We start from the raw sequence: 25920 nt of genomic DNA, 5'->3' as shown, positions 1-25920 counted from the left end.
CAGTCTTGAGGTCGTCCACGATGAAGCCTGGCTGGAACGCTGCACCTTCTCCATGCTGCGCCGGGAAAATGACCTGACCTGGTTCACGCTTCAGGACCGGCCGTCGGGCACACACTGGCTTGCCGCCCGGGCACCGATTCAGCTGCCCGCCACGTGCCAGCGGCTGGAGCGCGATTTTCATCTGCGCCTGGATCCGGCATGGGCGATTGCACCTGTCGCGTTTATCCGCTCGGCCGAGGGGCCCTTGTTGATCTATCCCGCATCGGGGACGCCGCTGATGGATCTGATCGGTGACGCCGGGCTGCCGCTGGGGCGCTTGTTGGCCATCGCCGTGGCGGCGGCCAACGCGCTGGCCAGCGCGCAGAACGCGGGTGTGCGCCATGCCAGCCTGCAGCCCCACCATTTGATGGTGGAAACCACCGATTCGGTCAGACTCCTGGGTTTTCACAGTCATGCCGCAGAGGCGCCCACCGCTGAGTTGCCCGGTCTGGAACAATGGCCGTACCTGGCGCCCGAACAGGTACGGCGCGATGCCGCCAGTTTTGACGCGCGCAGCGATATCTACGCCCTGACCGTAATCCTCTATCAAGCGCTGACCGGCCGACTGCCGCTCACCGCCCGCGACCCCTCGCAATGGCTGCACGTGCACGCCGCCGTGCAACCGCAATCACCGGCAATCCATGTTGCCGATCTGCCGGAAGGCATCTGCCAAGTGCTGCTCAAAGGCTTGGCGAAGGAACCGGGTGCCCGCTATCAGCGCGCAGAGTCGATGGCCGCGGATCTGGCCTGGTGCCAACAGCAGTGGCTGGAACACGAGCGCATCGATGGGTTTCGGCTGGGCGCCTTCGATGCGTTGCCGTCTGCGGCCCGCGGTGATGTTCTGTTCGGCCGCGAGGCCGAACGCATGCAGTTGATCGAGCAGATAAGTCAGGTGCGCAGCGATGGCATCGCCCGGGTCCTGCTGGTCGGTGGCGCGCCGGGTGCTGGCAAGTCGACGCTGATCCACCAGGGTGTCCGGCCCCTGGCGCCCGGCTACTGGGCCAGCGGCAAGAGCAATCTACTGCAGCAGGAAATTCCCTACGCGCCATTGGCAGAGATCCTCAAGTCGCTGATGACCCAACTGCTGGGCAAGCCGGCTCTGGAACTGGAGACGCTGGGCGAGCAACTGATCGAACGCCTCAAGGGACGGGGTAAACTCCTGGCGGATCTGGCGCCCGAGGCCGAGTTGGTCATCGGTGTCGCGCCTGAACTGCCGAACATGCCGGCCCGGCATGCGCTTGATCGCGCCAATCAAACGCTGCTCGATGTTTTGGAAGTCTTCGCTCAGCCGGGACGACCCCTGGTGCTATTCGTAGATGATGTGCAGTGGGCCGACGACTCGACGCTGTCGTTCTTGCAAGCCTTCATCGCCCGGCCGCCCCGGCATCTGGCGCTCATTCTGGCGTACCGTGAGGCCGAATCGCAGTCCCTCCAGCGTGAGGGTGGATTGCTGCAGGTGTTGGAGCATGGGCAATCGTTACCCTGTACAAGCGTCATGCTGGGTCCACTATCGGTGCCAGCAGTCGCGGAACTGATCGCCGATGAACTGGACACCGACCTCGAGGCTATCGAGTCGCTCGCACCAGTCGTGCACTACAAGACGGCCGGCAACCCTCTTTTCATCAGCCAGGTGTTGCGCGCGTTGATCGATGAACGTCTGGTGTGCTTCGACGTGCACGGTCACCGCTGGGTCTGGAACCAGGAGGAGGTGGATGGTTACCGTTACGCCGATAACGTCGCGGACTTGATGGTGCAGCGATTCGAACGGCTGGCACCGATGGAACGCGAAGTGTTGCGCACGGCCGGATATGTCGGCGGGCGCTGTGATGAATCGCTGCTGCACCGGTTGTTACCGTGTGATCAGCAACAGATCAACCGTGAAGTGCAAAGTCTGGTCGATGCCGGTTTTCTGTTGCGTGAGCGCGAGCAACTGGTGTTTCCCCACGACCGTGTGCTTGAGGCAGCCTGTCAGCTTGCTGCGCCAGCGGGACGCGCCGCCGAGCATGCCCGTATCGCCGTCGCCATGCTTGATCAGTGGGGTGAGCAGATCCATGAGCGTGTATTTGAAGTCGCCAGCCAGGTTCAGCGTATTGACGTGGATAAACTGGAGGCGCATCGCCGTGCCGCGTTCGTCGAGCTGTTGGTCGAAGCTGCCGAACGTGCCAGGGACACCGCGGCTGTCGAGCAGGCCGTGGGCTATCTGCGCACGGCCGAGCGTCTGCTCGGGCAGACCGGTTGGTCGAGCCTTTACACTCAGGCGTTCGCCACCCAATGGCTGGCTGCCGAATGTGACATGCTGCTGGCCGATCTGGCCAGCGCCCAACGCCGCCTCGACGACTGCCTGAATCACGCCACCACAGCGCTCGACCGCGCGAAAACCTATCGGTTACGGGCCACCTTGCGCACGTTGCACTCCGATTACGAGGGGGCGATAACCGAGGCGTTGACCGGGTTGGCCCTGCTGGATATTCCCCTGCAGCGCAAGCCCTCGCACGATCAGCTAAGCCTCGTGTTTGCCCAGGTACGCGCACTCGTGGGCGCGCGCCGCATCGCCGATCTGGTGCATTTGCCCAAGGCCGATGACCCGCTTGTCGAAGTGGCCATGGAGTTGCTCAGCACGTTGATTTCCTCGTTCTTCGTCAACGACGACATTCGTTTTCTGCATTTGGCGAAAATGGTCGAACTTACGTTGATGCATGGCACCACGCCGAGCAGCGGTTATGGGTTTGCCTGGTTTGGCGTGATGATTGCCGAGCGCTATGGCGAGTATGTGGACGGGCAGTCCTTCGCTGAAGTGGCCCTTGAACTCACTGACAAACACGGCTACGAAGCCGGACGCACAGGTACGCTGGTGGCGCTTGATCAAGTCAGCCCGTGGACCCGACCGATGGCGTACGCCCGACAGAAGGCGTTCGCAGCATTCGAGTGCGGTCAGGCCGGCGGTGATCTGGGTATGTCCTGTTATGCCTGCAACCACATCGGCTCCGATCTGTTGTTCATGGGCGAACCCTTACAACGAGTGTTGAACGAGCTGGAGCATGGCCTGGCCTGGGTGCGTCAGTTTCACTATATCGACATCGAACGCATCCTGCTGGCGCAACAGGCGTACGCCAGCGATCTGCGCGATGGGCGTCAGCACCGGCCGCTGACCGAACTGGACGGCACTGAACATGACCGTTTCGGCCCCATCGACCGCACCAGCGTGTCACAGCCGACTCTGTTCTGGACGTGGCTGTATTCAGGCATGTCCGCGTTTTACTACGGCGATATCCCTTACGCATTGCGGCGTTTCGAAGAGGCGGCCGCGCTGACCTGGTCCATTCCGGCACACATCAATCTCGCCGATTACTACCTTTTCTACAGCCTGGCGCTGGGCAGTGCGCAGGCACCGGGGGAGGTGGCCGAAAAACTGGAACAACTCGAACGGCAACGTCTGCGGTTTCTGTCATGGGTCGAGCTCAACCCGGCAACCTTTCGCAACAAATTGCTGCTGATCGAAGGGGTCATCGCCCGTTTACGCGGTCAGGAGCTGGTTGCCATCCGCTGTTTTGATCAGTCCCAGATCGCTGCTGCAGCGGCCGGTTTCATCCACGAGCAGGCGCTGGCCCATGAGCAGCTAGCCGATATCTGCTTACCTAACGGGCTGGTGTCGGGTGCCAATCACCACCTGCGCGTCGCGCGCGACTGTTACAACCTCTGGGGGGCCAACAGCAAGGCCCGCCAGCTGGAAGCCTTGCACCCGTTTCTGAGCGCAGAGTCGTCGTTCGAACCTGTCCGGCCTGTGACCCAGGTCCGCCTCGATCTTGAAGTGGGAATCGAGGCGGCGCGCGCACTTTCGCAAGAGGTATTGCTGGAACGACTGGTCGAAACCCTGATGAACCACCTGATGATTCAGGCGGGTGCCGATCATGGCGTTCTGATGATTGTCAGCGGCGCCGAGCTGCAACTCGCGGCAACCGCTTCTGTCGAGGCCGGCAACGTGCGGGTCGCGCTGGACACCGGGCAGCCGCTCGAACAGATGGCGCCTGCCTCGGTGCTCAACGCCAGCAAGCGCACCCGCAACACTCTGGTGCTCGACGATGCCCGTGCAGATTGTCCCGAGGCCTACAGCGCCGACCTCCTACAGCGCCAGACGCGTTCCATGTTGTGCCTGCCGTTGCTCAGACAAGGCACATTGATCGGTCTGGTCTATCTCGAAAACAGCCTGGTCCCCAAGCTGTTCAGCGCCGAGCGCCTGACCATGCTGGAAATACTCGCCTCTCAGGCCGCCGTGTCACTGCATACCGCCAGGCTGTATGCACAGCTGGTCGAAGACACCCGACTGCGTGCGCAAATGGAAGCGGACTTGCGCAGTTCCCGGGCAGAACTGGCGCGTAGCTCGCACCTTAAAGTCATGGGCGAGCTGTCTGCTTCGATTGCCCATGAAATCAGCCAGCCGCTGCTGGGCATCTTGTCTAATGCCTCGGCGAGCCTGCGCTGGCTTAAGCGCGATCAGCCCGATCTGGAAGAGGCGATTCAGGGGCTGGAAGACATTCGCTCAGACAGCACCCGTGCCGCCAACATTGTCCAGGCGCTTCGCGCTCTTGCCAAACAGGCACCGTTGCAGCGGTTGCCAGTGCAGATCGAAGACTTGATCCGTGACGTCTTGTGCCTGACCGCGACCGACCTGGCGAGCGGCAACGTGCGTCTGGAATCCCGGCTCGATACGAAATGTATAGTGTGGGTGGATGCGGTGCAGATCCAGCAGGTGGTGTACAACCTGATCACTAATGCATTGGAGGCCATCGCCGGAGCAGGGCTGCAGGATGGGCGTATCATCATCAGTTCCGGCGTCAAGGACGACCAGGTTCAACTCTGCTTGCAGGACAACGGCCCGGGAATCGGCTCCCAGGAGCGCGAGCGGATTTTTGATGCGTTCTACACCACCAAAGGCAACGGCATGGGAATGGGGCTGGCCATCTGTAGATCGGTGATCGCTGCACACGGCGGGACGCTAGTCCTCCAGGACAGTGAACAGGGCGCCAGATTCTGTATCAGTCTGCCGCTTGCGCCGGGCTGCGTCGGATAAAAAAAGGCCGCGTAAGCGGCCAAAGGGAGGAGTGGGGCTGTCGATTTCGATCAGTTCATGGGTGAAGTTCCTGTGCCTGGGCCTTTCGCAGGCTATGGGGCGCGTGGTTGAGGATTATCCTGTTGGATATGTCCTGATCAATCTCAGGCATCAGGGAACCGTTGCTCGTGATGGCATGATGAAAGGCGCAGCGCCAGGCCTTGGGTGTTACACCTTCCAGGCGGTTGAAGGTGCGGGTGAAATGCGAGTGGTCGCTGAAACCGCATTCATGGGCGACTTCGGTGATCGCCATCGCAGTGATCAGCAGGCTTTTGGCTTTTTCGATTTTCATCCTCGTCAACCAGTCTTGCGGTGAATGGCCGGTAATCTTTTTGAATGCCCGGGAAAAATGGCTGCGCGATAGGTTGCAATGCTCGGCAACTTGGCTGATGCGTACGCAACTGCCCATGTCACGTATCATCAGTTCTTTGGCACGGCGCTCCTGCCAGCCGGTCAGGGCTCCCAGCGGTCTTGCAAGGGCGCCTGGAATGTCTGAATTCATCGATTGTGGGTTCATGGCGACTCTCCTGATCGTTGAGGAAAGTTTGTCCGCCGGTGACATTTAAAGTCCTTAAGCAAACCTTAAGAGTTATGAAACGTGGTGCCCAATCATGGCGGTTACCTAGGCAACTCATGTTGGGGCAAGCGGAGTATTGGCCTTCAAGAAACTGCGCCAATCGGAGCGGCTGTACTGATGCAGGTTATCTCTATGCCTCGGGCCTTGTTGGGGCCACGACATCGAGTTGATGCGTCAGTCAATTCGGTGGGGGAGAGGTACTACGGAGTGAATAGCTAGCGGCTCGACCGCTAGCTTCCACAAGAGCTGCCAGCGGTGGTCGATATTCGTTGGTAGTGAGTTGACTGGTGAGGTAGGGGAGGTTGGGACGTCTTTTCGGTGGGGGCTCGGCTCATCTCCTGTTGATCCTGCGCAATTGATACCGCCGGCTTGACGATCGTTCGTACGATTGACTATGGGTAGAATCCAATGGCGTAGCTTGGAATTACTGATTCTTGGCTCTTGATACTCCCCAAAAACAAGTCCTGAATTGAGTCTTTTCCTGCTTCGGCAAGAAAAGAAACCCCTTGGATTTCAATGGGTCGGACGCTAGATGCGAGTCTCGTTTCCCGCTCCAAATACAGAAAAACCCCACTCATTGAGTGGCGTTTTTTTTTGCGCATTATTTTTTATTGTCAGCCTGAAAAAGAGGTTTTTGCCTGACTTCGGACTCTTTTTTCGTTCTCGACGAGTAAATCGACCTGACTGTCGGACTCGCTCCACCATCGCCGCACAGGGGTAAAAAATTTAATCTGTAAAAATGTTTTATTGACTAAAAAATAATACCGGGTAATTATTTCCCTGCATCTGCTTTCACGCAGAGTCATTTTGCAGGGGAAACCCGATGAGTCAGAACACCGCGCCGTTGCTGGCCAGTCTTTACATCCAGACGAATGAGTCGTCACTCGACAGGCGCTCGGCGCCTTTGTTTATGCAGGGTTTTCCGGCCGAGCCGAAGCGCCGCGTCACCTGGAGCAACTGGATGCGTCCACCGTTCAATCAGTGGGGGTTCCGCAATCTGGCGCGCCTGCGTCCCTCTATTGATGTGGAGGCGGGTGGTGGACCGGTCAGTGTCCTGAAGGAAGCACCGCGAGCGCTGGATGAACTGCACTTCGACAGTGAATGTGGCTTGAGCGTCAGTGTCATCGATCATCTGGTGGCCAGTCAGACCGACGCCTTTTTGGTGATGCAGGGCGACACCGTGCTGTTCGAGCGTTACTTCAACGGCCAGCGTCCCCGGGACCGGCACGTCATGTTCTCGGTGACCAAGTCGCTGATCGGCACCCTGGGGGAGCAACTGGTCTGCGATGGCATCCTCAATCCGGAGTTGCCGGCGGCATCTTATGTGCCCGAACTGTTGGGCAGCGCGTTTGGCGATGCCACGGTGCGCCAGCTGTTCGACATGGCCGTGGCCATCGACTACAGCGAAGTCTATGACGATCCCAACTCCGAGAGCTCGCAGTACGGCTATGCCTGCGGTTTCCAGCCGGCACCTGCGCAGTACGCTCAGTTCGAGTCGCTGTATCAGTACCTGCCGTCGCTGAAAAAACGCGGCAGTCACGGCGGCTTTTTCCATTACGTGACCGCCACCACCGAAGCCCTGGCCTGGGTCATGGAGCGCGCTTCGGGCAAGGCTTGCAATCAATTGCTGCAAGACCTCTGGAGCCAGTTGGGGTGTGAGCGTGACGGCTATTTCATGGCCGACCCTTGGGGGCGCAGCGTCGCCGGTGCCGGTTTCAACGCCACCTTGCGAGACATGGCGCGGTTCGGTCGACTGCTGGCCAACGACGGTCGCCATGATGGGCTGCAATTGCTGTCGACCGAGACGGTTGCACGCATCGCCGCCGGTTCCGATCCGGCGATCTACGCCAAAAACTCCGAATTCTCCAACTGGACCCCCGGTGCTTCCTACCGCAGCCAGTGGTACGTCTTCAACGACCACAGCCAGGCGATCATGGCCGGTGGTATCCACGGCCAATACCTGTTCGTCGATAAGCCGTCCGGTGTGGTGATCGTCAAGCAGTCATCGCTGACCGAAGCTGTCAGCCCATTCGATGCTGACAGCGTGCGCATGCTGCGTGCCATTGCCGCGCACCTTCGCCACTGAAACACCCCATAACGACAAGAAATCTGCGTCCTATTCGCCTGGCTCGACCAGGTGTTGGCGGCGCTCTGCGCCGCCATTCACTGCCCTGTAACAACAATAATCACACAGGAGCTTCATATGGTTCTCATGACGCGTTTCTCTCGAACGCTCTTAGCGGTCAGCTTACCCCTGACCGCCCAAGTCGCGCTGGCGGGCTACACCTTCGAGGATGGCAACCTCAAGGGTGAGTTCAACTTCACCGCCGGCGGTGCGACCCTTTCCACCCGTAACGTCAACTTCGGCAGCGGCCGCGTCGATGCGCGCAGTGGCAAGAATGGCGGTACGAAAATCGACTGGCAGGAGCTCTACGTCAAGCCCGGCGTCAAGCTGGAATACGCCCTGCAGCCAGACTTCAGCCTGTTGGCCGGTGGCTCGCTGGTGGCGGCGACCACCTTTGGCGACGGCGATGCCGGCGGCTTCACCCGCAGCTCTGATGGTGATGTAGCCACCGAAGAACTCTACGGTGGTTTCCGGGCCGGGGAGTGGACGCTCACAGCCGGTCGCCAGAACTACATGATCGGGACCGGCTTCATCGTCATGGACGGTAACCTCGACCAACTCAAGGACGGCGCCTACTGGCTTGGCCCCAGAACCGCCTTCAAGGATTCGGCCATCCTGGCCTGGGATCATGGCGCATTGAAGACCCAGGCCTTCACCTTGCGGGTCGATGACGATCTGGGTGACTTCCGCATGACCGGCGCTAACCTGGACTACAACCTCGACGACCAGGTGACACTGGGGGCCATGGCGATGAAGGTCAACGCGCTGGGGCCCAAGGGCAGTACACTGCCACGACGCCGGGACGGGATGCAGGTGTACAACGTGCGTGCGTTGAAGGCCAAAGTACCGGGCGTGCCGGACTTGACCCTGAATGCCGAATACGCCGTGGAGCGGGGCAGTGGTGAAGGCGTGGATTACGATGCCAACGCCTGGTACGGTCAGGCGGATTACGCCTTCAATACGTTGCCGCTGACCCCGGTGATCGGCTATCGCTACGCCAGTTTTTCCGGCGACGACAACCTCGCCGACAACCGGCAGAAAGCCTGGGAGTCACTGAGCAAGGGCTTCGTCGACTGGAGCACCTGGCTGGTGGGGGATGTCGTCGGCAACTACCTGCTGTTCAACAGCAACGAAAACGTTCAGCAGTTCTCGCTCAAGACCCACCTCAATGAAACGCTGACCCTCGGCGCGATCCACTATCAGTTCTGGCTGGACGAGAAAAACTACATGGGTGCGCCGGTCAGCGATCGGCGCTTTGCGGACGAGAGTGTGGTTTTCCTCGACTGGACCCCGACGCCGTCGTTCTATACGTCGCTCTCCTATAACTGGGTCAAGCCGCTGGCCGCTGCCAAGCAGGTGTTCGGCGATGACCAGAAATTCAGTGCGCTGGAACTGTACTTCACCTACCGCTATTAAGTGCCGCGAGCCTTCGCGGCCGCGCAGGAGTGCTTAACCATGAACATGTTTTTGCGTAACACCTTATTGGGCGCTGTAGTGTCGTTGCTGGCCAGCGGTTTGTGCCTGGCTGAAGAGCGCACGGTGCGGATCTACAACTGGATCGAATACCTGCCACCTGAAGTGCTCAAGAGCTTCCAGGAGGAAAAGGGCATCCGTCCGATCTACGACGTTTTTGACAGTGTCGAAACCCTGGAGTCCAAGCTGCTGACCGGTAATTCCGGGTATGACGTGGTGTATCCCGGCAGCGCCAACCTGAGTCACCTGATCGCCGCCGGTGCCGTCCAGCCGCTGGATCGCAACCAACTGCCGAACTGGCAGCACCTGGACCCGGAGTTCATGAAAACCCTGGAAGCCGCGGGTGATACGGGCAACCGCTACGCGGCACCGTACCTATGGGGCACCACGCTGATCGGCTACAACGTCGACAAGGTTCAGCAAGTCCTCGGCGCCAATGTGCAGATGAACACCTGGGACATGATCTTCAAGGAAGAGAACCTCGCCAAGCTGGCCAGCTGCGGTGTCGGTTTCCTCGACGCAGCCAACGAAATCGTGCCCATCGCCTTGCACTACAAGGGCCTCGACCCCAACAGCCAGAAGCGCGAAGACTACCCGCAGGCCCAGGCGGCGATGATGAAGATTCGCCCGCACATCACCTACTTCAACTCCTCACGCTACGGCATGGACCTGGCCAACGGTGACATTTGCGTAGCCGTCGGCTGGTCGGGTGGCGTGGCGCTGGCCAAGCAACTGGCCGATGCGGCCGGCAAGGGCGTCAGGGTGGAGATGGCGTTACCCAGGGAAGGTGCGCCGATGTGGTCGGATGTGATGATGGTGCCGGCCAACGCTCCCCATACCAAAGAGGCCTATGAGTTCATCAACTACATCCTGCGCCCTGACGTCATTGCCCGGATCAGCAATAAGATCGGTTACCCCAATCCGAACAAGGACGCCACCGCGCTGGTGAACGCCGACATCCGTAATAACCCCAACATGTATGTGCCGGACGAAGCGCGCAAAACACTGTTCGCTCTGCAGCCCATGCCGGCAGCCGTGGAGCGGATCCGCACCCGCACCTGGACCACCATCAAGACCAACCGCTGATCATCGTGGCCCGGCGTCGTGACGCCGGGCTCGCCAGCAATGACGCGCCCCGGCTATAGCATGCAGCCAGTCTGGGAGGAGGCTGGCGTTCTCAGGCCCGCATTCCGTAAAAGAGCAGCTCGGTGATACGCCTTACCTGGGCGGAGTGTGACTCGATGTCCGGCTGTTCCTGGTTGACCAGCCTGAACAACTGCAGGTGTGAGTAGTCGTTCAACAGGAAGGCGGCCAGGTCGACGTTGAGGTCGGCGCGCAATTTGCCGGCCTGTTGCAGTTCTCTGAGCAAACCGCTGATTTCAGCCCTGAGCGCATCGTTCATGGCCCGATAACCTTCGGGCAGTCCGTTATCACCACCAAACAGAATCAACGGCAGCAGTTCACGCCAGAGGCTGGGATGCATGACCTCCAGGGCGTAACCGGTCAGCAGGCGTTCCAGGTAGCACAGGGCGTCGACCGGATCCTCAATTTCAGGGATCTGGTTGCGGGTGTCCTTGAGGGCGCGCTGGTCGGCGTCGTGGAGGATTTCCAGGATGATTTCCTGCTTGTTGCCGAAGTACTTGAACACGGTGGGCGCCGACACCCCAGCCTGGTTGGCGATCTGTTCGATGGTGGTGTTCTGGAAACCTTGACGCTCGAACAGTTCGATCGCTGCCTTGCTGATGGCTTGGCGTCGTTCGACTTTCTGACGTTCACGCAGTCCGCTCACGGTGGGTCCCTTGTCGCTATGAAAAAGGAGGGCACATGTCTAATGCCGATCAGTTAAGCGTAACCCCTGTGGGAGCGGGCTTGCTCGCGAAGAGGGCGTGTCAGTCAACATGGATGTCGCCTGACACACCGCTTTTCGCTTGCAAGCCCGCTCCCACAGGTTCCGCACCGTAACTGACAGGCATCAGGGCACAGGTCGCCCAAATATCTCTGCAAAATACTTAATTGGGTAAAATTTTTAAAGCGATAATTTCTGTAGTGCGAATCAAGCCGATGTCTGTCGGTATTTTTTCAGTCGATAGGCAAACTGCGCACGACTCAACCCCAGCAATCGGGCGGCAGCGGCCAGATTGCCTTGGCTTTTTTGCAGCGCTTCATCGATCAGGCGCGACTCCAGTCCTTCAATGGAGAAGCCGTGTTCCAGGCGAGCCAGGGTTTCCAGCAAGGCAGGGCGAGGCTGTGTGTCGGCGGGACTCTGGTCGGTTGCGGCGAGGCTGCCATTGTCGTCCAGAGAGTACGCATCCTGCGGCATGGGTTCGTTGCGAAACAGGTGGACCAGATCGATGGCTTGGCCGTCTTCGCTGGCGATCAGGCCGCGCTCCACCAGGTTCTGCAATTCCCGTACGTTGCCGGGGAAGTCATAGCGCAACAACACCTTGAGTGCGCGCATGGTCAGGCCGGCGGGTTTGCGGGCGTAGGCCTGACAGAAGCGCCGCAGGAACGCGTTGACCAGCAACGGAATATCATCGCGACGTTCGCGCAGCGGTGGCAGCACGATGGGGTAGACATTCAGCCGGTAGAACAAGTCTTCGCGAAAGTCTCCGGCCGCCACGGCGTTGCGCAAGTCGACATTGGTGGCCGCCACCACCCGGACGTCGACCTTGATGGGCTGACCACCGCCGATGCGCTCGATCTCCCGCTCCTGCAATGCCCGCAGCAACTTGCCCTGACCCGGCAGGCTGAGGCTGGCGATTTCGTCGAGAAACAGCGTGCCGCCCTGGGCGCGCTCGAAGCGTCCGGGGCGCGAATGGGTCGCGCCGGTGTAGGCGCCACGCTCGACACCGAACAGTTCAGCCTCGATCAGATTGTCCGGTATGGCGGCGCAGTTGAGCGCCACGAAAGGTGCTTGATGGCGTGGGCTGAACTGATGCAACTGACGGGCGAACAACTCTTTGCCGACCCCGGACTCGCCGCTGAACAACACCGTGGCGGGCGTCGGCGCCACGCGCTGCAAGGCGAGGGTGGCGGCATTGAAGGCCGCGCTGGCGCCAATGGGTTTTGGCCCGCCGGGGTTTTCGTGGTCGTCGTCCTGGGGGGCGGGCGCCGGGGCCTGACGCTGTTTCGGTGCCGCGCTGGAGGGCGAGGCAGTGAGATAACTCAAGTCCTGTTCGACATCGCCCCATTGCTCGGCGGTCTTGCCGATCACCCGGCAGCTTTCATGGCCCATGCCCCGGCATTCGGTTTCGCGGAAGATCACCAGACGGCCGAACAGCCCGCTGACATAACCGATGGCATAACCCAGTTCGGTCCAGCACACCGGATCCTGGCCGATGCCGAAGGCGGCGATATGTTCGTCGGCCTCACAGGAGTGGTGCCAGAGGAATTCACCTTCATAGAAGCCTGAGTCGGCGTCGAACTTGAAGTGCAGGGGTTCGACCTTGGTCATGCCTTCGAGCGTATGCAGACGCGTGCCGGCCGAGAAAACCGCCGCGGCGTCGGCGTCTGGCCAGCGCTCGCGGATCAGTCGCGCATCGCGCGCGCCGGAGAGATAGCCGGTGCGGGTAAACAGGCCACGGCTCTGTTCCAGTCCCTGGCGCTCGATAATTTCCCGTCGCAGCGCGCCGAAGGATGAGCTGTGCAAGAGCAGCATGCGCTGGTCGTTGAGCCAGATACGTCCGTCAACAGGGGAAAAGAACAGGCATTCGGTCAACTCGGCCAGGGTCGGTGAGTTGCCTTCGGCCAGTTGGGTACTGTCGCCTCGGGGCGAGAAATGCTCCTCCTGCACGGCAAGATGAGGAAGCAGCGAATGGGGATTGTTCATTGTTATGCCCCTGAGCGAGTCGACTGATCGAAATGATCAACTGGCAAAACAGTTATTAAACATAACTTTATCATTTGGACAAGTGGCAAGCTGCCAGCTGTACGCCAAGCACTTTGTCCTATTCGTAAATGCCCCTCTAAAGCCCGCAGGCCAGAGCCTTCGCCACTTGAAATACGGCGCAACTCGGGAAGTCGGCACAGCCCTTGCTCTAGCGCTTTCACCACGCAGACGCCTTGCATCGCTTTAGCGAGGACGCGTCAGGCAATGACAAACACAAGAGCCGGGAGACCGAAATGTCGGTAATTGAACCATCTGATTTTCTGCGGGACGAGCCATGGCGCGAGCGCATCTTCAATGGCGACTGGCTACGTCCATTGGGCGGCAGCCACAGCGTCATCGAACCGGCCACCGGCGAGGTGTTGACCGTCACCGGTTTGGCCGATGCAGCGGACATCGCGTTTGCCAGTCTGAACGCCGCTCGTGCTCAACCGGCCTGGGCGGCATTGGGACCACGGGAACGCGCAGAGATCTTTCGTAAAGCTGCCGCACTGGCCCAGCAACACTTTGCCGAACTGGCGTTGTACATCGCCCGGGAAAGTGGCGGCAGCCTGTTCAAGGGTGAACATGAGGTCCGTGAGGCGATCGTGTTGCTGCATCAGGCGGCCGGGCTGCTGTCGCAACCCCATGGTCTGGTTCTGCCGAGCGAAGCGGGGCGCTTGTCCTATGCACGCCGGTTGCCCCATGGCGTGGTCGGGGTGATCTCGCCGTTCAACTTTCCCCTGGTGTTGTCCCTGCGTTCGGTGGCGCCGGCGCTGGCGGCGGGCAACGCCGTGGTGCTCAAGCCCGATCCGCAGACCCCGGTCAGTGGCGGTTTCATCATTGCCCGGTTGTTCGAGGCGGCTGGTCTGCCCAAGGGCTTGCTGCAGGTGTTGCCGGGTGCGGCGCCAGCCGGAGAAGCGCTGTGCCGCGATCCGCATGTGCGGATGATCGCGTTCACCGGCTCCACTGCAGCGGGGCGCAAAGTCGCGGAGCTGGCTGGGCGTCATCTGAAAAAAGTCGCCCTGGAGCTGGGCGGCAAGAACTCGTTGATCGTGCTCGAAGACGCCGATCTCGAACTGGCGGCCAGCAACGCCGCCTGGGGTGCCTGGCTGCATCAGGGGCAGATTTGCATGGCCACCGGACGCATCCTGGTCCATGAGTCGATTGCACAAGAACTGGTCCGCCGGCTGGCGGAAAAGGCACGGGCAATCACGGTCGGCAATGCCGCTCGCGGTGAGGCGGTGCTGGGGCCGTTGATCAACAAACGCCAGCTGTTGCGAGTGCATGAAATCGTTACGGAGAGTGTGAAGGCCGGGGCAACTCTGCAAGCCGGCGGCGAGTATGAGCAGCTCTTCTACCAACCCACGGTGCTTTCCGGTGTGCGCCCGGGCATGCGCGCATTCGACGAGGAAATCTTCGGCCCGGTGGCCACGGTGGTGAGCTTTGCCAGCGACGATGAGGCCATCGACCTGGCCAACCGCACCGAGTATGGCTTGTCCGCGGGGATCATTTCGCCTTCGGTCGGGCACGCGATGGCGATGGGCGAGCAACTCAATTGCGGGCTGCTGCACATCAACGACCAGACAGTGGCCGACGAATGCATCAACCCCTTCGGCGGACGCGGCAGCTCAGGAAATGCCGGCAGCGTTGGCGGCCCGGCCGACTGGGATGAATACACCCAATGGCAATGGGTGACGGTCAAGGATAAGGCGCCGCGTTACCCGTTCTGACGGGCCGGTTTTTCCGGGCCGACAAGGTAGGTCGGCTCACCGAGTACACAAAAATAATAAGAGGACTCAACATGAAACTCGACAACAAGATTGTGCTGGTGACCGGCGTCTCTTCGGGTATCGGCGCGGCCACGGCAAGCCTGCTGCGCAGCCACGGCGCCCACGTGATTGGCGTGGACCTGAAGGCGCCGCACATGACCCTGGATGGTTTTGTTCAGGGCGATCTGAGCAGTGCCGAGAACATCGACCGGTTGCTGGCGCAGCTACCGGCACGGATCGACAGCCTGTGCAATATCGCCGGGGTGCCGGGCACTGCAAACCCGCAACTGCTGGCGCGGGTCAACTACCTGGGATTGCGCCACTTGAGCAGCGCGTTGCTGCCACGCATCAACGCAGGCGGCAGCATCGTCAATATCGCCTCGATCCTCGGCGCCGAGTGGCCGTTACGTCTGGAACAGCACAAGGCACTGGCGCGCATCGAAGGTTTCGCCGCCGGGCAGGCCTGGCTGGCCGAGCACCCGGTACCGGACCAGACCTGCTACCAGTATTTCAAGGAAGCCTTGATCGTTTGGAATTACCTGCAGGCCCAACCCTGGTTTCTCGAACATTCAGTGCGCATGAACAGCGTCGCGCCAGGTCCGGTTTTCACACCGATCCTCGGCGACTTCGTGAGCATGCTCGGTGAGGCCCGAACCCAGGCCGATGCCCATCGCATGAAACGCCCCGCTTATGCCGATGAGGTAGCGGCGGTGATCGCTTTCCTGTGTGCCGACGAGTCGCGCTGGATCAACGGCGTCAACCTGGCCGTCGATGGCGGATTGGCCTCCACCTACATCTGAAATGCACACCTGTAGACAGCGGCGCAAGCCGCTACCTGTGGCGAAGCCATGCCAAAAATAAAAATAATGAGGAGCGTCCATGGACAACGTTAAACGTTGCTTTCGTTTCAAGCAGTGCGCCTTGTTTCTGGCGTTATGCAGCGCCGGTGTGATGGTCGAAAGGGTCGAGGCCATGCAAATGGACCTTGGTGATTCCGACTGGAAACTGCGTTGGGACAACACCATCAAGTACAGCCAGGCCTGGCGTCTTCAGGGGCAGGACAGCCGATTGGTCAACGCACCGACCGCCAACGGCCTGTATCCCTCGATCCAGAGTCAGGGCGATAAAAACTTCAGCAGTGGCCTGGTCTCCAATCGTCTGGACCTGTTTTCCGAAATGGACCTCAGCCGGCAAAACTATGGGCTGCGCGTGAGCGGCGCAGCCTGGTACGACGATATCTACAACAAGGACACCGACAGCAGCGAGCAAACGCATTTCCTCAGCGAAACCCGCAAGCTCCACGGTCGCGACGCGGAAATTCTCGACGCCTTCGTGTTCCTGCGCGGTGATCTCGGTGAAGACTCCCAGGGCGTGATGCGCCTGGGCCGGCACAGTCTGATTTATGGCGAAAGCCTGTTCTACGGTGGCAACGGCATTGCCAATGCCCAAGGGCCGACCGATGTGGTCAAGTTGCTCAGCGTGCCGGGGACCCAGTTCAAGGAGATCCTGCGTCCGGTCAATCAAATCTCCGGGCAGTTGCAGATCAACCCGCAGTTGTCGGTGGGCGCTTACTACCAGTTCGAGTGGGAACGCTCCAATGTGCCCGGCGCCGGCAGCTACCTGAGTGATGTCGATGCCATCGGTTACGGTAGCGGTTCACTGCGCGAAGTGTTCGGCAACGACACGGTGAATGGCGGCGATTTGAAACCGCGAAATTCGGGGCAGGGCGGTATGCAGATCCGCTTCAAGCCGACCGGCACCGAGCTGGAGCTGGGTTTCTACGCTGCGCAGTATCACGACAAAACCCCGACTGGCCTGTACGCCTACCTCGACGGTACGGCTGCGGCCGCCACCGGGTTGCCGATCCTGAGTTCCTATCGTCAGGTCTACGCCGAAGACATCAAGACTGCCGGCGTCAGCTTCTCCACCGCTTATGGGCCGTTCAACTTTGCCGGTGAAACCTCCGTGCGCTGGAACGCGCCGCTGGTGAGCAATCTGCAAGTGGTGAACCCTGGCGTGGCGGCCGATGGCGACGATAACTCACTGTTTGCCAGGGGCAAAACCGCTCACGCCAACCTGTCGGCGATTTACCTGTTATCGCCCACCGCATTTTGGGACGGCGGCTCGGCACTGGCCGAGCTGGCCTGGAACCGCACCCTGAGCGTGACCGAGAACGCCGCCGCGCTGGATGCCAACACCACCCGCGATGCCACGGCGCTGCGGGTATTGGTGGAGCCGGCGTACTTCCAGATTGTCGACGGGATCGACCTGACCGTGCCGATCGGCATGGGTGTGGTACTCGATGGGCGCTCTTCGGCGGTCAACAAATCGGGTTTCGGCAATACCCATTCCGGCGACTGGAGTGTCGGGCTCAAGGCCACCTACCTGCAGCGCTGGGATGTCGGCCTGAACTACGTGAACTTCTTCGGTGCCCCAAAAGCCGGGCTGCGCGAGGACGGCAATTTCAGTTACGGGCAGTCGTTGGCCGACCGCGACTTCGTCTCGCTCTACGTGAAAACCTCATTCTAATAAGGTGGATTCGCCATGCAGAACAAAGCATTTCTCAACACTTGCGTCCTCACCCTGGCCCTTGCCGGCATGAGCCTGGCGCAGGCGGCCGTGTCGCCTGAGCAGGCTGTACGCTTGAAGACTGAACTGACACCCCTTGGTGGCGAGCGCGCCGGCAACGCCGATGGCAGCATCCCGGCCTGGCAAGGCGGCTACACCAAGGTCGCGCCTGGCTACAAGCCAGGTGACAAACGTCCCGATCCATTCGCCGGTGAAAAACCGCTGTATTCGATCAAGGCCTCGAACATGGAGCAGTACGCCAATGTACTGGCCGAAGGCACCAAACTGCTGCTGAAGAAATACCCGGACTATCGCCTGGACGTCTACCCGACCCATCGCTCGGCGGCGGCTCCGCAATGGGTGTATGACAATACCGGCAAGAATGCCACTCGCGCCACGCTGGACGTGGCGAGCGAGAAAGTCACCGGCGCCTATGGCGGCATCCCGTTCCCGATCCCGGAAAACGGTACGCAAGTGCTGTGGAATTATCGATTGTCCTGGCAGGGCGGCGACACCATCAGTTCGCCTTTCGATACCTGGCTGATGACCGCCGGCGGCAAGAAAGTCCAGGCGACCCGCGCCCAGTACACCTACCAGTTTCCCTACTACGTTGAAGACGGCAGCCTGGAAAACTTTTCCGGCAAGTACCTGGTGGGCAAGCTGCTGACCGAGTTGCCGTCGTCCAAGGCCGGCGAAGGCCTGATGACCCATTGGGACCTGGACCCGGCCAACCGTGCGGCCTGGCAGTATCTGGTCGGCCAGCGCCGGGTGCGTCGGGCGCCGAACATTGCCTACGACACCCCGGACTTCGTGACCTCGGGGGTCGGTCTGTTCGACGAAGCGTTCATGCTGTTCGGGCCTACCGATCGCTATGACCTCAAGCTGATGGGCAAGAAAGAACTGATCGTTGCCTACAACAATAACCGCGCCGCCCTGGCCAAGAGCGACGACCTGGTCAAACAGGACTTCCTCAATCCTGACCTGGTGCGTTGGGAGAAGCATCGGGTCTGGGTGGTCGAGGCCACGCTCAAATCCGGCAAGCGCCATGTGGTGCCGCGTCGTACCTACTACATCGACGAAGACTCCTGGCAGATCCTGATGGCCGACGGGTATGACGCCCAGGGCAAACTCGGACGGCAGATGTATTCACTGACGCTGCTGGCGCCGGACCTGCCAGCCCTCACCGCGCAGGTCATGTGGGGCAGCTACAACCTCGACACCGGCGCCTACTTCCTCAACTCCTCGAGCAACGATCTGGCGGTCCAGTACCAGAAAGTCGCGAAACCTTCGGCGTCCTATTTCACGCCGGACGCCATGGCCAACGAAAACATGCGTTGAACCTGAGGAGGCTGCGGCGGGTGAAGGTGCGCGCTGCGGTCGCCTGTGACTTTGCGAGTGGGATAAAAACATGATGGGGCAAAAACGCTATGCGGGCTTCGGCCTGCGCCGGGGCGCCTGCGTCCTGGCATTGGGGTTGATGGCGTGTGTGTTCAACGCCCAGGCGAGCACGTTTGCGGTACTGCAGCAGCCGGCACTGCCGACCGCCAAGGCCCAGCGCGCGGCATTGCTCGGGCTGACCCGGGCCGGCGAGCGGCTGGTGGCGGTCGGCGAGCGCGGGATCGTACTGCTTTCGGATGACGCTGGAAGAAATTGGCGCCAGGCCAGTGTGCCGGTCAGCGTCAGCCTGACGGCGGTGCAGTTCGTCGATGCCGAGCAGGGTTGGGCGGTCGGTCATCTGGGCGTGGTGTTGCACACCGAGGACGGCGGTGAAACCTGGCACAAGCAACTCGACGGTGAGCGCGCCGCCGCGCTGGCGGTGCAAGCCGCTGAGCGCGATGCCAATCAACCGGGCGGCGCCGGCAACCTGGCGCAGGCACGGCAGATGCTCGACGACGGACCGGACAAACCGTTTCTCGACCTGTACTTCAGTGACCGCCTGCACGGCTACGTCGTTGGCGCCTACAACCAGATCTACCGCACCGACGACGGCGGGCGAAGCTGGCAGCCGTGGATGCAGCATGTGGACAATCCGCAAGGCCTGAACCTGTACGGCATCCGTGTCTCGGGCAACGATTTGCTGCTGGTGGGGGAGCGCGGTTTGCTGTTGCGTTCGACCGATGCCGGGCATTCATTCCAGGCCTTGAAGTCACCTTATGAAGGCAGCTTTTTCGGCCTGTTCGGCACCCGCGGCGGCGCCTTGATTGCCTATGGTTTGCGCGGTAACGCCTGGTGGTCCGATGACCGTGGCGGCAGTTGGCGACGCCTCGACACCGGCATCGAATCAACACTGGCGAGCGCCATCGAACTGCGCGATGGCAGCCTGCTGTTGGCCAGCCAGGGCGGCGAGCTTTTATTCAGCCATGACCAGGGTCGTAGCTTCGACAAACGCCAGAGCCGCAGCGGCGGGACTGTCGCTGCCGTGCAACAGGCGGCCGATGGCAGTCTGGCCAGCGTTGGTTTGAGCGGTGTGGCCGCTGACCAGGATCCACGAGCCTCTGGCAAACCTTGAATCTTCACGGTGCAGCGCTATCGGGCCACGGCCCGTGCAACAGGAGTCAGACTTGAAAGACGACAAAACCCAAACCGTGATCGGCCGCCTGGCAGACTTCGACCAGGCGTCGGGCAACGTCGCCGAGCGGGCGATCTTCAACCATCGACCACTGGTGATCCTGCTGTGTCTGCTGGTGACGCTGGTGCTCGGCTGGCAAGCCACGCGCATCGGCATCAATGCCAGTTATGAGAAAACCATTCCCACGGGGCATCCCTATGTCGCCAACTTTCTGGAGAATCGCAGTGAGTTGAGCGGCCTGGGCAACTCGCTGCGGATCGCCGTGGAGGTCAAGCAAGGCAGTATTTTCACCAAGGACTACCTCGACACCCTGGCCAGGCTCAACGATGAGCTCTATCTGCTGCCGGGTGTCGATCGGCCCTACATGAAATCGATATGGACCCCGACCACGCGCTGGACCGCCGTGACCGAAGAGGGGCTCGATGGCGGCACCGTGATCCCGGACGACTACGATGGCTCGGCAGCCAGTATCGAACAGGTGCGGACCAACGTCGCCCGTTCCGGTGAGGTCGGTCAATTGGTGGCCGGCAACTTCAAGTCCAGCGTGATCTTCGTGCCGTTGCTGGACATCAGTCCGCAGACCGGCAAGGCTCTGGACTACGGCGAGTTTTCCCGGAAACTGGAAGCCCTGCGGGACAAGTACCAGAGCGACGACCTGCGAATTCACATCACCGGTTTCACCAAGATTGTCGGCGACCTGATCGAGGGGCTGACCCAGGTGCTTCTGTTCTTCGTGGTGGCGGTACTGGTGACAGTGTTGGTGCTGTTTGGCTACACCCGTTGCGCGCGCAGCACGCTGGTGGTGGTGACGTGTTCGCTGGTGGCGGTGCTCTGGCAGCTGGGTCTGCTCGCCATCCTCGGTTATGAGCTGGACCCCTACTCGGCGCTGGTGCCGTTTCTGGTGTTCGCCATTGGCATGAGCCATGGTGCGCAGAAGATGAACGGCATCATGCAGGACGTCGGTCGCGGCACCCACCGGGTGGTGGCCGCGCGTTATACCTTCCGCCGACTGTTCGCGGCCGGCATGACCGCGTTGCTCTGTGATGCGGTGGGCTTCGCGGTGTTGCTGCTGATCAATATCCGGGTGATTCAGGATCTGGCGATCACCGCCAGTCTCGGTGTAGCGGTGCTGATTTTCACCAACCTGATCTTGTTGCCGATCCTGCTCAGCTATATCGGTGTCAGCCCGGCAGCGGCGCAACGCAGCCTGAGTTCGGAAAACGCCGAACTGCAGGCACAGATCAAGCATCCGCTGTGGCGCGTGCTCGATTTGTTCACCCAACAGCGCTGGGCCATGGGCGCCATGCTGGGCGGTCTGCTGCTGGCAGCGTTCGGTTTTGCCGTGAGCCTGCACCTGAAGATCGGCGATCTCGATCCCGGTGCTCCGGAGTTGCGGGCTGACTCGCGCTACAACCGCGACGCGCTGTTCATGACCCAGAACTATGCGGCCAGCTCGGATATTTTCGTGGTCATGATCAAGACTCCGGAGGATCAGTGCACTCGCTACGCGAGCCTGTCGGCAGTGGATGCGCTGGCCTGGCGACTGGAGCAATTGCCCGGCGTGGAGTCGACCACCTCGATGGCGGCGCTGAGCAAAATCGCCACGGCTGGTTACAACGAAGGCAACTTCAAATGGTATGAGCTGATCCCCAATGACGGTGCGCTGGGCGCCGTGCAAACCCGTGCTCCGCGGGAGCTGTTCAATCAGGGCTGCTCGATGTTGTCGCTGTACGTTTACCTGGCCGATCACAAGGCCGATACCCTGAATCGGGTGGTGGAGGCCAGCGAGAAATTCATCAGCGAGCATCAGGTGCCAGAGGTCAAATTCATGCTGGCGGCCGGCAGCGCCGGGATCGAAGCCGCGACCAATATCGTGGTGAAAAAATCCATGCGCGAAATGCTGTTCTGGGTCTACGGCGCGGTCAGCCTGTTGTGCCTGCTGACCTTCCGCAGCTGGCGTGCAACCCTTTGCGCGATGCTGCCGCTGATGCTCACCTCGATTCTGTGCGAGGCGCTGATGGTGGGGCTGGGCATGGGGGTGAAAGTCGCGACCCTGCCGGTAATCGCACTGGGCGTGGGCATTGGCATCGACTACGCGCTCTACGTCTTGAGTGTGATTCTGGCCCGCATGCGTGCCGGCGACACCCTGGCACAGGCGTATTACCAGGCGCTGTTGTTCACCGGCAAAGTGGTGTTGCTGACCGGCATGACCCTGGCGGTTGCGGTGTCGACCTGGGCGTTCTCACCGATCAAGTTCCAGGCCGACATGGGTATTCTGCTGGCGTTCATGTTCCTGGTGAACATGCTCGGTGCCTTGATCCTGTTGCCGGCCTTGGCCTGGCTGCTGCTGCCGCAGAAGGTCTTCGCAAAAAAGCCTGAAGCGAGCCGGCATGGGCAGTTGATCAAGGAGGGCTGAGAGCCCGGCAAGCGGTACACGAGGACGGGGGCAGTGAGGACCGACTAGCCGTTTTCGGCACAATTGCGCCAATGCCTGTTACGGCGGAATGGAACTTGCCTCCCCAACAGTCTGCAAGCCTTGTGTGCCCAACAGGAAAGGTCCATGAATAACAATAACCCTAGCGTGGAAGGCGCCACCGGTACGCCGGACATGACTGCGGCGATTCATCGTTATCGCACCAACGACATCGATCAGCACGCACAGAACATGGACGGCTGGCAGGTACGCTATGACCAGCTGACGCCCGGGCGTTTTGATGGTGAGTTGATCGAGTTTCGCGCCGGATGGATGCAACTGGCGCGCGACCGCTCTAATCAGGCGATGCTCAAGAGTGGCAGCGCCTGGAAGGGAGCCATCACCTTCAGCGTGCCGCTGAGCGCTCAGGGGGCGGTGTTTTGTGCGGGGCATCCGATTCATGAGTCGAGCCTGTTGGTGGCCCATGGTGACCACTTGCCCGATCTGCGCACGCCCGAACATCTGGATCTGTTGGGGGTGGCGGTTGAAGTCCAGGCCCTTGAACATGTGCTGGAGCGCCAGGGCGCCCGGTTTCAAATTACCGATCTTCCCAAGTGTTACCGTCTGGGGGCTTCCTCGGTGCAGGCTGAGTTGGCGGCGCTGTTCGACGAGCTGGCCGCTGCCGATCAGGGCCACGACAGCCTGCTGGGCTATGAGGCGATCCGTCATGGCATTCGCGATGCCGTGATGGTGCAACTGCTGGAGCTGGTCGCGCCGGATCAGGCAGCGCCCCTTAACCCGACGGCGCGCAAACGCATGGTCGATCGTGCCAGGGAATACGCGTTGGGGCATCTGGACGAACCGTTGTCGATCCTCGATCTGTGCAATCACATCGGCGCCAGCCGACGCAAACTCCAATACTGTTTCCAGGAAACCCTGGGCATCAATCCGGTGGCGTATTTAAGGGCGTTGCGCCTCAATGCAGTGCGCCGTGAACTGCGTGACAGCCCCCATGAACATGGGGTGCAAGAGGTGGCGGCGCGTTGGGGCTTCTGGCACCTGAGTCGCTTTGCCAGCGATTACCGCACACTGTTCGGAGAGACGCCCTCACAGACCTTGCGTCGCCATTAACTGTGCTGAAAACGGATAACCCGCCTACCGGAGTCGTTACTAGGATGGCCCACACCATTTGGTTGGGAGGGGCATTCGATGAATCACAAGAACAACAACTCAAGCATCAGCCGCGTCACTGTATTCACCCTGGGGCTGTTCGGCCTGTGCGCCAGCGCACAGGCCACTGAAAACGGGGCGCCGACCACCGCAGTGGGCGTCTATGACTTCGGCGCCGGGATGATGCCGCCGACCACGCCATTCGGCACCCTGGGCCTGCGCACGGCCTTCTATTCGGCCAACGTGCAGAAGGACCGCCACGGTCGTTCTCTGGACAACAATCTCTCCCTGGACGTGCTGTCCATCGGCCTGGCCTATATGCGCATGACGGACTACAGCGTCCTCGGCGCCCAATACGGTTTCGGCACGGTGGTGCCTTTCTTCAAGATGGACGCTTCCCTGGAGGTGCCGACGCCGGGCGGTCCGTTGAAACTCGAGGCCGATCCGTTCCGCCTGGCAGACGTGCAGTTTCTGCCGCTGATCCTGCAGTGGAACCTGTCGCCCAACCTGTTCGTCAACACCCAGTTTCAGATCCAGGCCCCTACCGGCGACTACGACAAGAACCGGCTGATTTCCCCCGGGCTCAATCACTGGACTTTTTCCCCCATCGTCAATGCCACTTACATCAGTGACACCGGCTTCGAGGTGTCATCGAGCTTCGAGGTGGACATCAACACGCGCAACCCGGCCACTGACTACAAGAACGGCGTGGAGTACCGGCATGAGTTCGCCGTGGGCCAGCACTTCGGCCCCTGGACCGCCGGTATCGGCGGGTACTACTACCGTCAGTTCACCGATGACGACGCCCCGGGCCTGACGAGTGGCAATCGCGCCAGGGTGCTGGCCGTGGGACCGGCGGTGAGCTACGTCAAACCGGGCCTTCCGCCGGTCTGGCTGCACCTCTACAAAGAGCAGGGCGCGAGCAACCGCGCCGAAGGCTACACCGTCGCCTTGCGCGTTTCCCAAAGTTTCTGAGGACCGGACCATGACTTCTGTGCATTGCGCTTCAACCCTGGCGACGTCTGTCGTGCGTCAGGCCACGGGACGTCGCGAAGGGCTGGTGCTGGTGCTGGGCAGCAGCCTGACCATCATGGGCTCGGTGATGATCGCGCCGATCCTGCCCAAACTCGGTGCCGAGTTCGGGCCGCTCACTTCCCGGGCCGACCTGCTGGTGCCACTGGCAGTCACCGGACCGGCGCTGGCGATTGCGGTGTGCGCGCCCTTGGCCGGTTGGCTCGCCGATCGAGTCGGGCGCAAGGCGTTGCTGGTGATCGCCACCTTGCTTTATGCCTTGCTCGGCGCGTTGCCGGCAGTGCTGGGAGATCTGCAGTCCATCGTCGCCGTGCGCCTGCTGTTCGGGGTGGCCGAGGCGGCGGTGATGACCTGTTGCGCGACCCTGATCGGCGACTATTGGCAGGGCGAGGAACGGTTGCGCTACATCAATCGTCAGGTGGTCACCATCGGTTTGGTCGGTGCGTTGTTCTTCGTCGTTGGTGGCGCTTTGGGCGAGCACTCCTGGCGCTTGCCGTTCCTCCTCTATTTGCTGCCGCTGCTGCTGGTGCCGGCCATGGTGAAGGTGCTCTGGGAGCCGGTTCGTACGCAGCCGTCCGTTGAGGTTCAGGGACCGGAGCGGGTGGCGATTCTGCCGCTGGTGTTGGGATATCTGCTGATCCTCGTCGGCATGGTGCTGAGCTTTGTGGTGCCGGTACAGACGCCCATTTTGCTGGTGGGTCTCGGGGTCACATCCAGCACCCTAATTGGCCTGTCCGCCGGCTTGAGCCTGCTGGCCACCCTGGGCGGTTCCCTGGCCTGGCCGCTGCTGCGTCGACGCTTGGGGATCGCCGGTACCAATGCGGTGTTACTGCTGTTGCTGGCGCTCGGGTTGTGGTTGCTGATGCGCGGGCAAAGCTACAACCAAGTGCTGTTGGCGGTGGTGATCCATGGCCTGGGCGCGGGATTGCTGGTGCCCAATGTCATGGCGCCGATGATGGAGGCCTTGAGTGCTCGAACCCGTGGTCGGGGATTGGGAGGCTTCACCGCGTGCCTGTATTTCGGTCAGTTCGTCAGCCCCTTGGTGGTGGCGATGCTCGGCGCGTTTGCCGGCGACCTGCGTCACGCCATCGAATGGCTGGCCTTTGCCAGTCTTGCTGCCGCGTTGCTTTGGGCGATCGCCGGGTTATCGCGCCGCCGCTCGAACTCTTCCGTGCCATCCACCCATTCGTCATTGAAATAGATCCGGAGT

General features: G+C 61.0%; 16 protein-coding genes. 13 read left to right on the top strand and 3 right to left on the bottom strand.

From position 1 onward, the window contains the following. The first annotated feature begins 52 nt into the window (after positions 1-52). Positions 53-5107 carry an ATP-binding sensor histidine kinase gene (locus PSH64_RS16680; RefSeq protein ID WP_305481175.1) on the top strand — a complete coding sequence of 1685 codons (5055 nt, stop codon included), beginning with the start codon at positions 53-55 and terminating at the stop codon, positions 5105-5107. A 55-nt stretch (positions 5108-5162) separates the two neighbouring features. On the opposite strand, the gene PSH64_RS16675 is transcribed toward PSH64_RS16680, so the two are convergent. Next, the gene (locus PSH64_RS16675; RefSeq protein WP_244914202.1) at positions 5163-5708 is read right to left on the bottom strand and encodes a helix-turn-helix transcriptional regulator; all 546 of its coding nucleotides are present in this window, start codon (positions 5706-5708) and stop codon (positions 5163-5165) included. 838 nt (positions 5709-6546) lie between these two features. On the opposite strand from PSH64_RS16675, the gene PSH64_RS16670 reads away from it, so the two are divergent. The 3 genes from PSH64_RS16670 (at position 6547) to PSH64_RS16660 (ending at position 10407) form a co-directional block, all read left to right on the top strand. After that, positions 6547-7809 (top strand): serine hydrolase, encoded by a 1263-nt coding sequence (locus PSH64_RS16670; RefSeq protein ID WP_305477878.1) that lies wholly within the window; start codon positions 6547-6549, stop codon positions 7807-7809. A gap of 117 nt (positions 7810-7926) precedes the next feature. Beyond that, a complete protein-coding gene (locus PSH64_RS16665; RefSeq protein ID WP_305477877.1) occupies positions 7927-9264 on the top strand; it encodes a hypothetical protein in 1338 nt (445 codons plus the stop codon). 39 nt (positions 9265-9303) lie between these two features. Continuing rightward, the gene (locus tag PSH64_RS16660) at positions 9304-10407 is read left to right on the top strand and encodes a polyamine ABC transporter substrate-binding protein (RefSeq protein WP_305477876.1); all 1104 of its coding nucleotides are present in this window, start codon (positions 9304-9306) and stop codon (positions 10405-10407) included. Between the two features lie 91 nt (positions 10408-10498). On the opposite strand, the gene PSH64_RS16655 is transcribed toward PSH64_RS16660, so the two are convergent. Then, positions 10499-11110, bottom strand: coding sequence for a TetR/AcrR family transcriptional regulator (locus tag PSH64_RS16655; RefSeq protein WP_018927876.1), 612 nt, complete (start codon positions 11108-11110; stop codon positions 10499-10501). A gap of 264 nt (positions 11111-11374) precedes the next feature. Beyond that, positions 11375-13150, bottom strand: a complete 1776-nt coding sequence (locus tag PSH64_RS16650; RefSeq protein ID WP_305477875.1) for a sigma-54-dependent Fis family transcriptional regulator — start codon at positions 13148-13150, stop codon at positions 11375-11377. A 293-nt stretch (positions 13151-13443) separates the two neighbouring features. Between PSH64_RS16650 and PSH64_RS16645 the strand changes: the two genes are divergently transcribed. From PSH64_RS16645 to PSH64_RS16605, 9 genes are all read left to right on the top strand, one after another. Beyond that, complete coding sequence (locus PSH64_RS16645; protein WP_305477874.1) at positions 13444-14919, top strand: benzaldehyde dehydrogenase; 1476 nt, start codon at positions 13444-13446, stop codon at positions 14917-14919. A gap of 71 nt (positions 14920-14990) precedes the next feature. Continuing rightward, on the top strand, positions 14991-15758 hold the full coding sequence (locus PSH64_RS16640; RefSeq protein ID WP_019578612.1) for a coniferyl-alcohol dehydrogenase: 768 nt from the start codon (positions 14991-14993) through the stop codon (positions 15756-15758). A gap of 79 nt (positions 15759-15837) precedes the next feature. Then, positions 15838-17487: a DUF1302 domain-containing protein gene (locus PSH64_RS16635; RefSeq protein ID WP_305477873.1), complete on the top strand. Its 1650-nt coding sequence runs from the start codon at positions 15838-15840 to the stop codon at positions 17485-17487. 15 nt (positions 17488-17502) lie between these two features. Further along, positions 17503-18864, top strand: coding sequence for a DUF1329 domain-containing protein (locus PSH64_RS16630; protein ID WP_305477872.1), 1362 nt, complete (start codon positions 17503-17505; stop codon positions 18862-18864). A 70-nt stretch (positions 18865-18934) separates the two neighbouring features. Then, entirely contained in the window at positions 18935-20035 is a 1101-nt protein-coding gene (locus tag PSH64_RS16625; protein WP_305477871.1) for a YCF48-related protein, read from the top strand. A 52-nt stretch (positions 20036-20087) separates the two neighbouring features. Further along, positions 20088-22511: an RND family transporter gene (locus PSH64_RS16620; protein WP_305477870.1), complete on the top strand. Its 2424-nt coding sequence runs from the start codon at positions 20088-20090 to the stop codon at positions 22509-22511. A gap of 144 nt (positions 22512-22655) precedes the next feature. Further along, positions 22656-23639 carry a helix-turn-helix domain-containing protein gene (locus PSH64_RS16615; protein WP_305477869.1) on the top strand — a complete coding sequence of 328 codons (984 nt, stop codon included), beginning with the start codon at positions 22656-22658 and terminating at the stop codon, positions 23637-23639. A gap of 78 nt (positions 23640-23717) precedes the next feature. Continuing rightward, positions 23718-24653, top strand: coding sequence for a transporter (locus tag PSH64_RS16610; RefSeq protein ID WP_305477868.1), 936 nt, complete (start codon positions 23718-23720; stop codon positions 24651-24653). A gap of 10 nt (positions 24654-24663) precedes the next feature. Next, on the top strand, positions 24664-25911 hold the full coding sequence (locus PSH64_RS16605; protein WP_305477867.1) for an MFS transporter: 1248 nt from the start codon (positions 24664-24666) through the stop codon (positions 25909-25911). The last annotated feature ends 9 nt before the right edge of the window (positions 25912-25920 follow it).

This window comes from Pseudomonas sp. FP1742 (genome assembly GCF_030687145.1).
In the GTDB taxonomy this organism is placed as follows: Bacteria; Pseudomonadota; Gammaproteobacteria; order Pseudomonadales; family Pseudomonadaceae; genus Aquipseudomonas; species Aquipseudomonas frederiksbergensis_D.
This window is presented reverse-complemented; position numbering and strand designations above follow the sequence as displayed.